This is a genomic window from uncultured Algibacter sp. (genome assembly GCF_947487575.1).
Taxonomy (GTDB): domain Bacteria; phylum Bacteroidota; class Bacteroidia; order Flavobacteriales; family Flavobacteriaceae; genus Algibacter_B.
In genome coordinates, this window is the sequence record NZ_CANKXG010000011.1 from 1 (window position 1) to 15557 (window position 15557).

Consider the following 15557-nt stretch of genomic DNA (forward strand, 5'->3'; position numbering starts at 1 on the left):
CTTTACGTACCCAGTGTTTTCCGATGTTTTCATTACACTAATGTTTTAGTGTATCGCTATTTCAGGACGGGACAAATTTTACATATAAAAAAACCACGCTGCTTAGCGTGGTTTTTTATTCATGGAAATTAATTAATAATGGATATCTATATAAAACTATTTATGTCTGTTTTAAAACTGGTGTAAATATATATCTATTAGGTAGCTGCTCAAAGTCGCTTTTAAGCCTTTTAGACTATAAGACGAAATACTCGTTTAAAAACTTCTTCAATTGCATCTTAACGATTTTGGTGTTTTTAATCGATAAATTTAGTCTACAATAACAAACTCAACTCGTCTGTTTGCTTGTAAATCTTCATTGGAACAATTGGTTTTGCAATCTATTAATGGTTTCGTTTCTCCATAACCTTTTGAAGCTAGGCGATCTTTTGAAATTCCATTTTTAATTAAATACTTTACAGCAGAAGCGGCACGTTTATTTGATAGATTTAAGTTATAAGAGTTTCTACCTTTGTTATCAGTGTGCGCGTTAATAGCTAATTTCATTTCAGGATGCTCTTTTAAAACTTTCATTATTTTATTTAAGGAAATAAAAGATTCTTCTTTGACATTGTATCTATTAAAATCAAAATAGATGTTTTCTAAAACAATGCGCATTTCATTTTCAACTTCAGCAATTATTGGTTCAGTTGTAATTAACTCAATGTCTTTTTTGTAAGTAGTCTCACTTCCTCTGTTAGTGAAAAATTCAACAGAAGCATCTTTAAATCCGTCTTTAAAAGTTGAAATACTATATGTTTCAAAAGGTATTACAGAAAAACTATAAGTTCCATCTTCCTTAGTTACAGTTCTAGAAATTTCAATTTCATCTTCATCTTTTAAAACAACTACAGTGTTCGGAAGTTTAATTTGCGTTTCTAAATCTAGCACTTTACCTTTAATATGTTGCAGAATTTCATCGTTTGTAGCGGTATAAATATCGTATCCACCTTTACCGTTAGGTCTGTTGGAGGATATATAGCCTTTGTTTTTAGCAGCTAAAAAATAGGCAAGTTCATCATAAACAGTGTTTATCGTATTGCCCATATTTCTAGGCTTCTTATATTCTTTTTTAGAATTTTTAATTACAAAAAGGTCAAACCCTCCAATGTTATCATGTCCTTTTGATGCAAAGTAAAAATATTTATCATCTAAAGAAAGTGATGGGTATTTCTCGTCATAAGAGGTGTTTATGGTTTTTCCTAAATTTTTTGGACTGCCTAAAGTTCCATCCGATTTAATATCGGAAACATATAAATCATAACCTCCAAACGAATCATCAAAATTTGCAGAAAAATATAATTTGTCTCCAGCATGATTTACAAAAGGAGTTTCTATTGAAACGTTATTTTTGTTAATATCCAAAAGTTCATTGTTAATCCAATTACCATGAGAGTCAGCTTCTAATACTGCTTTGTAGAGTTTAAATTCAAGAGAATTTTCTTTACTGCTTCTAGTATAATACACAGTTGTTTCGTTAGGAGAAAATGCTAACTGATCTTCACTAGCATTTGTGTTTAATATTCTACTAAATAAATAAGGCGAACTTAAAGCTCCATTTTTATCGATATCTAAACAAAATAATTCTTTATAGGCTTCTCTTGTATTAGGGTCTATTTTTGCTAAACCTCCTAATTTTTTTGAGGAGACCATAATTAGTTTATCTCTAAAAAACCCAGAGCCAATTTCAGAAAATGGTGTATTAACGCCAGCATCTAAAAGTTCAAAAGTATATCCGTTGGCACCAATAGTTGTTGTTTTTTTGGATGAAACCGTATGTAAATTAAACGAAGAGTTATTTACTGCTAATAAATTTGAAGGGCCTTGACTTATTATAACATTAGAAATAAGAAAAACTAAAAAACATAATTTTGTTTTCATTGCTGAGAGGAGTTGGATTAATTTGTATAAATATAACCTCGATGCAAAGTGTATTAAAAATTTCTTAGACCAAGTAGCGGTTAAATTTGTTAATCTGTTGTTTTATAGTTGTTTCTGACAAAAAAATCAAGAATTCAGTTTTAACAAATCATCTAGGTAGTTACGTGTATTTGAAAGTCGTGGTACTTTATGTTGACCTCCTAATTTATCATTTTGCTTAAGCCAATCATGAAACAGTTGGGTGCGAGCAATATTAATTTTTGGTTTATTAAGCGTTATATTATTGTAGCGTTTCGCTTCGTAATCTGAATTTAGTGCTTTTAATGCGTTGTCAAACAATTCATTAAAGTAATTTATGTCCTTTGGGGGTGTTTTAAACTCAATTAACCACTCATGGGCTCCTTTTTCTTTGCCTTGCATAAATATTGGAGCAGCAGTGAAGTCAACAATTTCAGCTTTAGTGCGTTTACATACTTTTTTAAGAGCATCTTCAGCATTTTCAATAATTAATTCTTCTCCAAATACATTAATATGGTGTTTGGTTCTCCCCGAAATTTTTATTCTATAAGGGTTTAAAGATGTAAACCTAACGGTGTCACCAATTTTATATCGCCATAATCCAGCATTTGTAGTAATAATAACGGCATAGTTCTGATTCAATCTCACCTCACTAAGTGGAATAGCCTTTTCTGCTGAAGTGGCATATATATCCATAGGAATAAATTCGTAAAAAATCCCATAATCCAGCATTAGTAGTAACTCTGATGAATTATTTTGGTCTTGAATTGCAAAGAAACCTTCTGATGCATTATAGGATTCATAATATTTAAAACCTTTTTTTGGAAGTATTTTTTTATACTGGTCTTTGTAAGGTGTAAAACTTACCCCGCCATGAAAGTACGCTTCCAAATTTGGCCAAACGTCATGTAAATTTTGTTTCCCAGTAGTTTCTAAAACATTATTTAACAAGACTAGCATCCAAGAGGGTACACCTGCTAAACTAGTTACGTTTTCGTTAATAGTTTCATCAACAATAGCCTGCATTTTATGTTCCCAATCACTCATTAATGAGACTTTGCTACTAGGTGTGCTACTGAACTCTGCCCAAAATGGCATATTGTCAATTAAAATAGCAGATAAATCGCCGAAAACTGTCCCGTTTTCTCTATATAATTCTTTACTTCCGCCAAGGCGCAAACTCTTACCGTTAAATAATTGAGAGCCTTCATTATTGTTTAAATACATACACAATAAATCTTTACTTGCAGCATAATGACAGTCTTCAAGTGACTCTTCGCTAACAGGAATAAATTTACTTTTTGCACTTGTTGTTCCACTAGATTTGGCAAACCATTTTATGGGAGTTGGCCAAAAAATATTACTTTCTCCTCGTCTAGAACGCTCAATAGTATCTTGCCAACCTTCATAATTTTTTATAGGAATGCGTTCGGCAAAGGTTTTGTAATCTTTTACAGAAGCGAAATCATATTGTTTGCCAAGCTCAGTATTTTTAGCAAAATCTATTAAGCTTAGAAGTAGCTCGTTTTGCACTTCATTAGGGTATTTTAAAAACAATTCTATTTGATGAAATCGCTTCTTTAGAAACCATGATGCAATAGAATTTACTAAGGGAATTGACATATTTATTCTATCTTTATTTTTTAAAAATAATACTTTTTTTTATGACCTACCAAGGTGTTTTAACAAAAATGGTAACAGAATTTGAAAGTCCTATTCAATACTATCTAGTTTTTGAAAATGATTTTTTAAATATGAATCAATTATTAAATAAAAATGTAACTATTCAATTTGTAAAATATCAATGTTTAAACTGCGGATTAGACAAGCCAATATATAGACAAGGTTTTGATAAACAGTGTTTTTATGATACGGCACGGGCTGGAGATTGGATTATGCGCCCAGAGTTAAGTACTGCTCATTTAAACATTGAAGACCGAGATTTAGAATATGAAAAAAAAGCGCAACTCCAACCACACATTGTGTATTTGGCTAATTCTAGTAATGTAAAAGTGGGAGTGACTAGAAAAAGTCAAGTACCAACACGTTGGATAGACCAAGGTGCTCATGAAGCTATTGAAATTGTTGAGGTTCCAAATAGATATTTAGCAGGTATTACAGAGGTTGCTTTAAAAGGCCATGTAGCTGATAAAACCAATTGGCGCAAAATGTTGAAAAATGATATTGAAGATGAGAGTTTAGTAGAATGGAGAGAACGTCTTAAAACCTATATTCCAGAAGAAGCATCAGAGTATTTTATTGAAAATAATACAGAAACCAATTTAGAATTTCCAGTAAATAAATATCCTGAAAAGCCAAAGAGCCTTAATATTAAAAAGGAGCAATCTTACACGGGTAAATTAGTTGGCGTAAAAGGGCAGTATCTTATTTTTGAAGATGAAACCGTTTTTAATGTTCGTGCTAATGAAGGTTTGGTTGTAAATATTTCAATAAACTAGAGAATGTAAAGTTTTACAGCTTGAGCAAAACTTATTACAATTAACAAAACACCAGTTGCTTTATTAACTACTAAAGAAATATTTTGTACTTTGTTTTTTATAATAACACTTAGTTTACTATAAAAATAAAGTGTTAGTACTTTACCTAAATAAACGCCTAAGAAAAATAAAAATAATACCGAAGCTGAAGATTTTAAAGACAGCATAATATCATTGTTATTTAATACTCCAAAAGCAATAACCCAATAAATCAAAACGGGAGGATTTACAATACCTAATAAAAACCCAGTAGCATATTTTGATTGGGTTAATTTTCCTTTTTTTGACTTAGTCTCAGATTGTTTCTTAAAAAGCAGATAAGAACCAGCTAAAAAAAGAATAGCTACAATTACCAGTTGTACCCATAAATTGTCATTAAAAAAATCTTTAATTACTTGATTACAATCTAAAGCATAATAGGATAGCATAACTTCAGCAATACCTGCTGTTATTGCAATTTTAAAAGCCTGTTTCGCATTTTGTTTTAATGTGGTGTTGATAACCGCGATGTTTGAAGCTCCTAGAGGTAAGGCGCTTAGTATAGCTGCAAATACTCCAATTAAAAGATAAATTATAATCATAACCCTTTTGTTGCAAAAGCGTTCGATTACTTACAAATAAAATCCCATTTACATTAAAATGTAAATGGGATAGTTATATGAATTAACAAGAAAGGTTTATATGTCTTCTTGGTCTCTTAAATTTTGAATATAAGCAGCTTTTTGAACTTCACGACGTCTTTTAACAGATGGTTTAGTGAAAAATTGACCTTCTCTTAAATTTTGCATTACTTTAATATTTCTATGCTTTCTTTTGTAGCGTTTTAAAGCTCTCTCGATGTTTTCACCATCTTTAACTATAATCTTTAACATATATATTGTATTATTTCGTTTTACTATTTTCCTTAAAAAGGGATGCAAAGTTCTAATTTTTTATTAGGAAAACCTAATTAATTGTGTCTTGTTTCTTCTTTTTATTTCCTAATAGTCCGCCAAGTATATTTTTTACAGCATTTTTAGTTGTATTTGTATTGCTGGAATCCTTGCTATCATTACTTTCAAGTATGTCTTCTAAGACATTTTTAACGGTGTTAGCTTGTTCCTGTTTTACAGAATCGTTTTTGGTTTTGTTACTTCCAAGAACATCACCAATTAAGTCTTTTACTTTGTTTGTACCTTGATTAAGCAGTTTTTGTTTTTCAATTTCAATAAGTTGTTTTGTTAAGTTGGAAATACCACTTGTTAAATCGGTTTTTACGGTTGGATTTGTATAGTTTCCACCAATATTTGCAGTTACTGGAATGCTGATATTACTGGCTTCACTATCATTTATTTTACCTATAAGTCTGTTAACCTCGCTACCTAAATATTTTGCTGGTACATTAAAAACAGCACTATAATCTAAAGTTTTATCGAAGCCATGAGCGCCAGAAACAGTTATGGAAATATCTTCATATTTTAAATCGAAAGGTTTTACGCTTACTTTTCCGTTAGCAAAGGCTAATTGTGTTTTTACATCTTTTAAATCGAGTTTATCAAAATCTATAAAACTTAAAGCGCCTTTAAGTTTGTTGAATAATTCACCTTTATTTGTATTTACTTTTGTGGTTAATAATTCTGCTAAAGCATTACCAGAAACGGTGCTTAAATCTGGAGAGAATTCTTTATCTAATTCCCCTGAAAGGTTAATGTTTGTATTTAGTTTTCCATCAAATAGTTTGGCTATAGGAGCTAAATTTTGGAGTAGTTCTAAATCTTTAAACGACTTAGAGATGTTGAATCCATCTGCGCCTAAATTTAAATTAAAAGTTGGAGTATTTTCCTTAGTTGAAACATCTCCAGAAATTGCTAGAGCACCATCAAAAATGTTGGATTTCATGTTTTGAAGTGTAACTTGTTGGTCTTTTATAATGAGTTTACCTGTTACTTCTTTTAAATTTAAATTGTCATAAATTACTGTTTTAGCATCAGCATTAATAGTACAATCTAAAAAAGCAGGAATTTTTAAAGATTCCGAATCGCTAGTAGTTTTCTTTTCTGAGGAGGCTTCATCTTCAGTCATAAAATCACTCACTTTAAACAAATTGGAATCCACATTAAAGTTTCCTTTTAAGGTGTTATCGCTTAATAGAAATCCTAATAAATTATTAATGGTTCCTGTGGCTTCAAAGTCACTGTCGCCTGTTTTGGCTTTAAAATTATTGAGTGAAACGGTTCCTGGATTAAAGGTGATGTTGGCACTGGAAATATGAATGGGATTCACAATATCTTCTGAAGAGAACACAAAATCTGTAATGCTCGCTGAACCATTATTTTTAATGCGATTGTAAGCATTGGTTTCAATAGCGTTCATATCAAAAGCAGTATTTAATTTTCCTTTTAAAATACCAGTAAGTGCATTATCTAATTCTATAGGATAAGCCTTTGTTATGTTTGCTAAATTTAAAGCACCATCAATATTAGCATTTACTAACATGTTTTTTGTGATGTCTTTTAAGGTTGCGGACGATTTAAAAACATCATCATCAATTTTAAAATTTAATGTTTTTATATTAATATAAGTGTCATCTACTTTTCCTGTAGTATTTTTTATTTCGGTATTAATAACGATGTTGCTAACACGTTTTGGTAAATCTGGATACTTAAATGATGCATTGTTTGAAGTAATGCTAATATCTAAATTAGGAATAGTTTCATCAGAACTTAATCCTTTTATAACCCCGTGTACTTTAAAATCGCCTGTGGTTTGAACATTTTCAATATTTTTAGAATATGCTTTTGGAATAACTGCTAAGAAATTTTTAAAATCAGATTCTGGATTTTTAAACGAAATGTTAATGTCTTGTCCATTTTCAAGTTGTTGCACATAGCCTTGAAATTCTAGTGGTAAATCATTAATAAAGCCTTTGTTTTTTTTGAAAGTGTATTTACTGTTGTTTAAATCCAAGCCAATTAAAGCATCTAATTTTATTGGATTATTACTTAAATAACTGGTGCTATCTAATGTAAAGCTTACGTTTCCTTTGCTTTTTGTGTTTAATTCTGAGGCTTCAGCAGAAAAAGTTCCATGACCTTCATGATTTAATTCTGTGACATGAATTATCATTTTTGAAACATCATCAATATGGGTTAAGGCACTATTATTTATTTGGTAGTCATTAATACTAAATGCAAAACCATTTGGTTTCTTTTCCGCGGAAGCGTCATTAGTGTATTCTTTTGTTATATCGTAATTTTTATTTCCAAATTTATCGGTTTTTAAAGTTAAAAGCGCTTCATCTACATGTATTGAATTTATAACAATGGGAGTTTCCTCTGTTGTTTTAAATAATTCTTTAACAGACATGGTAAACGAAATGTCTTTAACTGTTGCAAAAGTTTCGTCTTTAAATGGCTCAAAATTGGTAACTACTAAATCGTTTACATTTACATGTGCTTGCGGAAAGCTTGTTAATAGGCTTAAAGAGACATCGCTAAATTCAACTTGCGCATTTAGGTTTTGGTTAATAAATCGTTTTACCAGATCCTTAATTTTCCCTTGGAAAGCAAATGGTATTGCTATTAAAAGAGCAATTATTATAAGTAAAGTAATTCCAATAATTTTTAAAGCTTTTTTCATAAGGATATTTTGGTATTCCTGCGAAAACAGAAATGGTATTTGACGAAACTAACTAAAATAATATACGCAGAAAAAGTGTTAATGGTTGAAAAAGAAATCTTATCATTTTGTTAAGATTTGTAAACTTATAATAAATTAATCTCTTCATTAATTTTTAAACTGAAGCGTTTTCTAAATAAATACACGCCCAAATATAAAAAAGGTGTATCGCAAGCAGCTACTGCTATCTTAAATAAAAAACCACTTATTAGAAGTCCCTGAAAACTACTCCAAGGTAAAACCTCAAAAAAACAGAGCAAGAATACTACTGAAAAAGTATCAACAAATTGGGATAACCAAGTTGAGAAATTATTTCGAAGCCATAAATGTTTTCCTTTAGTTAGTTGTTTCCAAAAATGATAAATACGAATATCTATAAATTGTGCAAATAAATAAGCAAACATACTAGCTCCAACTGCTAAAATTGTGCGCCCGAAAACATTAGAAAACACATCATCTTTTATTGGTGAACTTGATAGAGCGGGAACTGCATTAGCTATTAAAATAATTAATACAGAAAAAAGCGATGCGAAAATTCCAACTACCACGACATCATTTGCGCGTTTTTTACCGTAAATTTCACTAATTAAATCTGTGATTAAAAACGTAATGGGATAAGGCAGAATGCCAACAGAAATTTCAAAAAGTTTGCTGCCAAAAATTTCAATATCAAAAGGATGCCAATAAAAGAATTTCTGAAAAATAAGATTTGAAACTACCAATGATGTAATGAATAAGCCTCCTAAAAGGATGTAAATGCGTTGGGCAGCAAGTTTGTTTTTTATGGTCATTTACAATTGTGGATAAATAGCTTCTGTAAATATAAAGGAAACCATTTACTTTTTATTATTTTGCTTCTCGATGTTAAAACCAAAAACATATCATATTGCCCTGGGTAGCAATAAAGACGATAAGTTTAGAAACTTGCAGGCTGCTGTCAATGCCATTTATGTGCGTGTTGGTAATGTGAAACTGATTTCTAAAGTTTATAAATCGCCAGCATTTGGTTTTGAAAGTGATGATTTTTTTAATTGTTGTTTGGTTTTAGAGAGTTATTTAAAACCTCAAAAGGTTTTAGATATATTATTGGAAATTGAAACCTCCTTAGGAAGAATCAGAACAACGCAGAATACTTATGAAGCCCGAACAATAGATTTGGATATTGTTTTTGCTGAAGATGACATTATAAATACAAAAACACTACAAGTACCGCATCCAGAAATGAGCAAACGTAAGTTTGTTTTGTTGCCGCTTAACGATATTGCATCAAAAGTGAAGCATCCAAAATCAGATAAAGAAGTATCTGTTTTGTTAGATGAATGCAATGATGAATCGGTTTTAGAGCCTATTAAAATTTGGCTAAAAAACCCGAGCAAGCAGTATAATTTTTCAAAATATAATTACATTGCTATTGAAGGTAACATTGGTGCAGGAAAAACGAGTTTGGCTGCAAAAATGGCGTACGATTTTAATGCCAAATTGATTTTAGAACGCTTTGCAGATAATCCGTTTTTACCAAAGTTTTATGAAGATGCTAACAGGTATGCATTTACATTAGAAATGTCTTTTCTGGCAGACCGCTACCAACAATTTTCTGATGATTTATCGCAACTCGATTTGTTTAAAGATTTTATTGTGAGTGATTACGACGTATTTAAATCGCTTATTTTTTCTAAAATCACATTGAATGACGACGAGTTTAGTTTGTACCGAAAGTTATTCTACTTAATGTATAAAGATATTGCGAAGCCTGAGTTATATGTTTATTTATACCAAAATACTGAGCGTTTGCAACAAAATATAAAAAAACGCGGACGCGATTATGAGCAAAATATCGCTGACGATTATCTAGAAAAAATTAATACGGGCTATTTAGACTTCTTAAAAACTCAAAAAGATTTTAAAGTAAAAATTATTGATGTTTCTGATAGGGATTTCGTAGAGAATCGTAAGGATTATTTATGGGTTTTGAGTGAGATTTGCGGGTGTTGATTTGTTGTTGCACTAATATCTTGGCATTTAAGTCGTTTTAATGCTAATACTACAATATACTTATTTGAAACCATTAATTCAGGATGGTACAGGATAGAGTAGCTTGTTTAGTTTTTTAGTTTTACACAAAAATACATTATATGTTATGAAAAAATCAAAATTCACCTACAAACTATTATCAATTACTTCTTTAATCGCCTTTGTAGCCTTATTTTCTTGTACAAAAGATGGGCTTGGGTTCTCTGAAGACGTTATCGTATTTGAATACGCCCCAGACTCAGACCCTAATCCGAATCCAGACCCTGTAGCTATAGTTGAGGATGAAGACACAGGTAGTGATTTATCATGTACTGCCGAAGGAGCAAATGCTACTAGGACATCAAGTGATTTGCCAAACGCTGTTAATGTTGGAACTATTGATGACCGAAGCTGTTACGCAAATTACAAAGAAGTTGAAATTGATGGACTTACTTGGGGAATATACAATATAACAGCTGGCTCCAATAATCAGGATGCAGCAAATACCTTACAACCTCGAATAGAACGCTCATTACCTATAGCGGACTCTAATGTAGGATCATCTGTAAAATTTACAGGAGACTTTAGAATTCTTGAAGTAGCTGATGCAGGCTCTTTTGGTCAAGATGGTACATATATAGCACAAGCTAAAGGGCAACACACCGGTGGTGGAGGTTCTCCTGACCCCGCTATTTGTTTATATAGAGCACATCCTATTTACGGTACAGGTAGCAATGCAGACAAGCAAGTAGCTTTCGATATTTATGCTGAGCGTATATTAGAACGTGGCGGGTCAGGAAGCGGGAGAGAAGTAGTTCTACTAAAAAGAGTTAATAAAAATGAAATAACTTCTTTTGTGTTAGAGGTAGGTTTTAAAGTAGATCCAAGCGATTCTTCAAAAAAAATACACTATTGTAATGCCATAATTGGTGGTGAAGCATTTAATTGGAATATTCCTTCACCCGAAAGAGGGACGCAATCGAAAATTAGATATGGTGCATACCGAGTTAGAGGTGGGAGAGCACAGATTAGATGGGCAAATACTTCGCATGATAGAGTTTAAAACTAATTTAATTTGAACTTGAATGAATTAGAGAAGCTTATACTCTGTATATGTAAAACAAACAAGGCTACCTGATAAGGCAGCCTTGTTTGTTTAGGGGACATACACACACAAGCGAATATTTAGGGTAATTGATATAATATGGTGATAATTTGACTTTTAGTGGGTCTCTCCAAATAATATGTCGCTAGGTGTTTCACATAATTAATTTTTAAATTAAACGGAGGTTTTAATAAATCAACTCCACTATTCTGTTTTAACCTAATACCTTGCCCAGAAATAATATCTTTATTCGGAATAAAATCACCTAAAGGGATATGTTCAGTTAGGGTAATATATTTGTAATCGTGAAGTTTTTTAAGGATGCTTTTAATTTCTGCGTTTGATAAATGTTGTAATACTTGTCTAAGAATAATGCAATCTGCAGGAGGTAATTCATCTTTTATAATATCTAGGCAATAAAATTCTAAATTATCACTTTTAAAAAGAGTCTTATTTCTATTAATAAGTGTGTCAACAATATCTATAGCGATATATTTTTTGGTATATGGAGTAAGATGCTTTCCGATATTAAAATCGCCACAGCCTAAATCGCAAACTACTAAAGGTTGTTTAAAAGAATCTAAAAATGAAATAGTTTTTTCTAGATATGGGTTTATAATTTCAAGATGATGAGAGCCATCACCAGAATAAAAATCAAAATCTTTTCCACCCCAAAGTTTCATGTCATAAATTTGATTCATTACAGCTTTGATTGGCCAAGATTGCTTTTTTTTAGTCATTTTTGAGTTTACTAAAAATATCCCAAACTACTACGCCACAACTCACAGATATATTTAAAGAGTGCTTAGTGCCAAACTGCGGTATCTCAATAATCATGTCACTTGTCGAAACCACATTTTGGTCAATACCTTTTACTTCGTTGCCAAAAACTAGAGCATATTTTGTGTTCGATTCAATCTCAAAATCGTTTAGCATTGTAGCGTTTTCAGTTTGTTCAATCGCGCAAATTTGTATGTTATCTGCTTTTAGTTTTTTAACTAAATCTATAGTATTTTCAGTATATTCCCAGTCAACGGTATCTGTACTTCCTAAGGCTGTTTTATGAATATCTTTATGTGGCGGTGTTGCTGTTATTCCACAGAGGTAAATTTTTTCAATCAAAAATGCATCACTAGTTCTAAAAATAGATCCAATATTATTTAAGCTACGAATATTATCGAGAACTATTATAATTGGAGTCTTTTTTGCTTCTTTAAATCCTTCAATGCTTAATCTATCTAATTCGCTATTTTTAAGTTTGCGCATGGCTTTATTGTTGAAATCTCGTTCTAATTGTAGATAACTTCTAAAAAATCAAGCTAAAAAAACATGAAATTAATAGTACATTGCATGCTACAATTTTGTCAAAAGTAACACATATAAATCACTTCTCCATTGGCTGAAAAAGTAAAAAAAGTAACGCCGTTAATGAAACAATATAATGCCATTAAGGTTAAATACCCTGATGCGTTGTTATTATTTCGTGTAGGTGATTTTTACGAAACCTTTGGGAGTGATGCTGTTAAAACTGCTGGTATTTTGGGTATTATTTTAACAAAGCGGGGTGCAGGTAGTGAAAGTGAAACTGAGTTGGCTGGATTTCCACACCATTCATTAAATACTTATTTGCCAAAATTGGTAAAGGCAGGTGAGCGTGTTGCTATTTGCGACCAATTGGAAGATCCAAAACAAACTAAAACCATTGTGAAACGAGGTGTTACTGAGTTGGTAACTCCAGGTGTGGCTTTAAATGATGAGGTTTTAATGTCAAAATCGAATAACTTTTTATGTTCGGTTTATTTTGATAAAAAATATATTGGGGTATCGTTTTTAGATATTTCTACAGGGGAGTTTTTAACGTCTCAAGGAAATGCAGAGTATATTGATAAATTGCTTCAAAACTTTGGACCAAGTGAAGTATTGGTTTCTAAACAGAAGCGCGCACTTTTTAATGATACTTTTGGCGACGATTTTCATACGTTTTTTTTAGAAGATTGGGTGTATCAAACCGATTATGCTTATGAAACTTTAACGAAACATTTTGATACAAAAACATTAAAAGGTTTTGGTATTGAAGATTTATATGAAGGTATTATTGCTTCAGGTTCCATTCTGCATTATTTAGGCGAAACGCAGCATCATAAATTACAGCATATCGCATCTATTTCTAGAATCGCAGAAGATGATTATGTGTGGATGGATAAGTTTACCATCAGAAATTTAGAACTTTATAATTCTACAAATAACAATGCTGTTACACTTTTAAATGTGATTGACAAAACCATTTCGCCAATGGGTGGGCGGTTGTTAAAGCGTTGGCTAGCATTGCCTTTAAAAAACGTTGAAAAAATAAAACAGCGTCATGAAGTGGTTAGTTTCTTAACCAAAGAAAACACCATACTTAAAAAGATTCAAAATCATATTAAACATATTGGCGATTTAGAGCGTTTAATTTCTAAAACAGCCACAGGAAAGGTTAATCCACGCGAAGTTATTCAGCTTAAAAACTCATTGGAAGCCATTGTTCCTATAAAGTCTTTAGCTTCGAATTGTGATAACGAATCACTTAAAATCATTGGAGATACACTTCAAAGTTGTAATGTGCTTCGTGAAAAAATAAAGGAAACTCTAAATGAAGAAGCACCTGTAAATGTTTTAAAGGGGAGTAGTATTGCCGCTGGTTTTTCTTCAGAATTGGATGAATTAAGAGGTTTGTCAAAATCAGGAAAAGATTACCTCGATAATATGTTAGAGCGTGAAAGTGAGCGTACAGGGATTACTTCACTAAAAATAGCGTCCAATAATGTTTTTGGGTATTATATTGAAGTTAGAAACACGCACAAAGATAAAGTTCCTGAAGAGTGGATTAGAAAGCAAACTCTAGTAAATGCTGAACGTTATATTACTGAAGAACTTAAAGAATACGAGGCTAAAATTTTAGGAGCCGAAGAACGTATTCTAGCCATAGAGCAACAATTATTTTCAGAATTAGTAAGCTGGTTAAATCAATATATAAAACCAGTACAGCAAAATGCTTATTTAGTTGGGCAATTAGATTGCCTGTGCGGGTTTGCACAATTAGCAAAGGATAATAAATATATATATCCAACAATCGATGATTCTTTTGATTTAGAAATTAAAGATGGGCGTCATCCAGTTATTGAAAAGCAATTACCTATTGGCGAAGCGTATATTGCTAATGATGTTTTTTTAGATAGAACAGGTCAGCAAATTATTATGATTACTGGGCCAAATATGTCTGGTAAGTCTGCTATATTACGTCAAACAGCCTTAATTGTATTGTTGGCACAAATAGGAAGTTTTGTACCTGCTAAAGAAGCTAGAATTGGACTGGTTGATAAAATTTTCACAAGAGTAGGTGCAAGCGATAATATCTCGATGGGAGAATCTACCTTTATGGTGGAAATGAATGAAACAGCTTCTATTTTGAATAATATATCTGATAGAAGTTTAGTATTACTTGATGAGATAGGGCGAGGAACTAGTACCTATGATGGCATATCTATAGCATGGGCGATAAGTGAATATTTACACGAACATCCAGCAAAACCAAAAACATTATTTGCAACCCATTACCATGAGTTGAATGAGATGAGTGAAACGTTTGGACGCATAAAAAACTTTAATGTTTCTGTAAAAGAACTCAAAAACAATGTGTTGTTCTTAAGAAAACTAGTAGAAGGCGGAAGTGCACACAGTTTTGGTATTCATGTGGCTAAAATGGCGGGAATGCCACAACAAGTTTTACATCGAGCAAATAAAATTTTAAAGAAATTAGAGCAATCGCATTCTAGTGAAGAGCTTACGGATAAAGTAAAAACTTTAAATGATGATTTACAATTGAGTTTTTTCAATCTTGATGATCCGCTTCTTGAAAATATCAAAGATGAAATATTACATATTGATATTGATACACTTACGCCAGTAGAAGCGCTTATGAAATTGAATGAAATTAAGCGTATGTTGGTTAAGAAAAAGCAAGCGTAAAATTATTTTTATTTATTTTAATAAAAGGCTTTGCAATTCCTAGAAATATTTTAAATTTGCATCCGCAATCGAAGGGTTGTACGTTCATTAAAAACTGCGAAAGTAGCTCAGGGGTAGAGCATCACCTTGCCAAGGTGGGGGTCGCGGGTTCAAATCCCGTCTTTCGCTCTGAGACTTTCTTAAAATATACCAATTGATATGTTTACATATCTAATTTGCTGAAGTGGTGGAATTGGTAGACACGTTGGACTTAAAATCCAATGTCCATTAGGACGTACGGGTTCAAGTCCCGTCTTCAGTACAGATGAAAAGCCGAAACGAAAGTTTCGGCTTTTTTGGTT

General features: G+C 31.7%; 12 protein-coding genes and 2 tRNA genes. 6 read left to right on the top strand and 8 right to left on the bottom strand.

The window, feature by feature from the left end; translation table 11 throughout:
* Positions 1 to 309: 309 nt before the first annotated feature.
* Entirely contained in the window at positions 310 to 1920 is a 1611-nt protein-coding gene (locus Q0870_RS12670) for an OmpA family protein (RefSeq protein WP_298555900.1), read from the bottom strand.
* Positions 1921 to 2046: 126 nt separating this feature from the next.
* Positions 2047 to 3561: a GH3 auxin-responsive promoter family protein gene (locus Q0870_RS12675; protein WP_298555901.1), complete on the bottom strand. Its 1515-nt coding sequence runs from the start codon at positions 3559 to 3561 to the stop codon at positions 2047 to 2049.
* Between the two features lie 41 nt (positions 3562 to 3602).
* On the opposite strand from Q0870_RS12675, the gene Q0870_RS12680 reads away from it, so the two are divergent.
* Positions 3603 to 4397 (top strand): DUF2797 domain-containing protein, encoded by a 795-nt coding sequence (locus tag Q0870_RS12680; RefSeq protein WP_298555902.1) that lies wholly within the window; start codon positions 3603 to 3605, stop codon positions 4395 to 4397.
* Here the strand turns inward: Q0870_RS12680 and Q0870_RS12685 are convergent.
* From Q0870_RS12685 to Q0870_RS12700, 4 genes are all read right to left on the bottom strand, one after another.
* The gene (locus tag Q0870_RS12685) at positions 4394 to 5017 is read right to left on the bottom strand and encodes a LysE family transporter (protein ID WP_298555903.1); all 624 of its coding nucleotides are present in this window, start codon (positions 5015 to 5017) and stop codon (positions 4394 to 4396) included. The two genes, Q0870_RS12680 and Q0870_RS12685, sit on opposite strands and share 4 nt — an antisense overlap.
* 96 nt (positions 5018 to 5113) lie before the next feature.
* Complete coding sequence (gene rpsU / locus Q0870_RS12690) at positions 5114 to 5308, bottom strand: 30S ribosomal protein S21 (RefSeq protein WP_147765495.1); 195 nt, start codon at positions 5306 to 5308, stop codon at positions 5114 to 5116.
* A gap of 73 nt (positions 5309 to 5381) precedes the next feature.
* A complete protein-coding gene (locus tag Q0870_RS12695) occupies positions 5382 to 8054 on the bottom strand; it encodes an AsmA family protein (RefSeq protein WP_298555904.1) in 2673 nt (890 codons plus the stop codon).
* A gap of 125 nt (positions 8055 to 8179) precedes the next feature.
* The gene (locus Q0870_RS12700) at positions 8180 to 8884 is read right to left on the bottom strand and encodes a queuosine precursor transporter (protein WP_298555905.1); all 705 of its coding nucleotides are present in this window, start codon (positions 8882 to 8884) and stop codon (positions 8180 to 8182) included.
* A gap of 70 nt (positions 8885 to 8954) precedes the next feature.
* On the opposite strand from Q0870_RS12700, the gene folK reads away from it, so the two are divergent.
* Together folK and Q0870_RS12710 are read left to right on the top strand one after the other, a co-directional pair.
* The gene (gene folK / locus Q0870_RS12705) at positions 8955 to 10085 is read left to right on the top strand and encodes a 2-amino-4-hydroxy-6-hydroxymethyldihydropteridine diphosphokinase (RefSeq protein WP_298555906.1); all 1131 of its coding nucleotides are present in this window, start codon (positions 8955 to 8957) and stop codon (positions 10083 to 10085) included.
* Between the two features lie 145 nt (positions 10086 to 10230).
* On the top strand, positions 10231 to 11166 hold the full coding sequence (locus Q0870_RS12710; protein ID WP_298555907.1) for a hypothetical protein: 936 nt from the start codon (positions 10231 to 10233) through the stop codon (positions 11164 to 11166).
* A 122-nt stretch (positions 11167 to 11288) separates the two neighbouring features.
* On the opposite strand, the gene Q0870_RS12715 is transcribed toward Q0870_RS12710, so the two are convergent.
* Together Q0870_RS12715 and Q0870_RS12720 are read right to left on the bottom strand one after the other, a co-directional pair.
* Positions 11289 to 11948 (bottom strand): class I SAM-dependent methyltransferase, encoded by a 660-nt coding sequence (locus tag Q0870_RS12715; RefSeq protein ID WP_298555909.1) that lies wholly within the window; start codon positions 11946 to 11948, stop codon positions 11289 to 11291.
* The gene (locus Q0870_RS12720; RefSeq protein WP_298555911.1) at positions 11941 to 12474 is read right to left on the bottom strand and encodes an RNA methyltransferase; all 534 of its coding nucleotides are present in this window, start codon (positions 12472 to 12474) and stop codon (positions 11941 to 11943) included. Before Q0870_RS12720 ends, Q0870_RS12715 begins: the two co-directional genes overlap by 8 nt.
* A 129-nt stretch (positions 12475 to 12603) precedes the next feature.
* Between Q0870_RS12720 and mutS the strand changes: the two genes are divergently transcribed.
* From mutS to Q0870_RS12735, 3 genes are all read left to right on the top strand, one after another.
* Positions 12604 to 15216: a DNA mismatch repair protein MutS gene (mutS, locus tag Q0870_RS12725; protein WP_298555913.1), complete on the top strand. Its 2613-nt coding sequence runs from the start codon at positions 12604 to 12606 to the stop codon at positions 15214 to 15216.
* A 96-nt stretch (positions 15217 to 15312) separates the two neighbouring features.
* Positions 15313 to 15384, top strand: a tRNA-Gly gene (locus Q0870_RS12730).
* A 49-nt stretch (positions 15385 to 15433) separates the two neighbouring features.
* Positions 15434 to 15517: transfer RNA gene (locus Q0870_RS12735), tRNA-Leu, on the top strand.
* Positions 15518 to 15557: the final 40 nt, after the last annotated feature.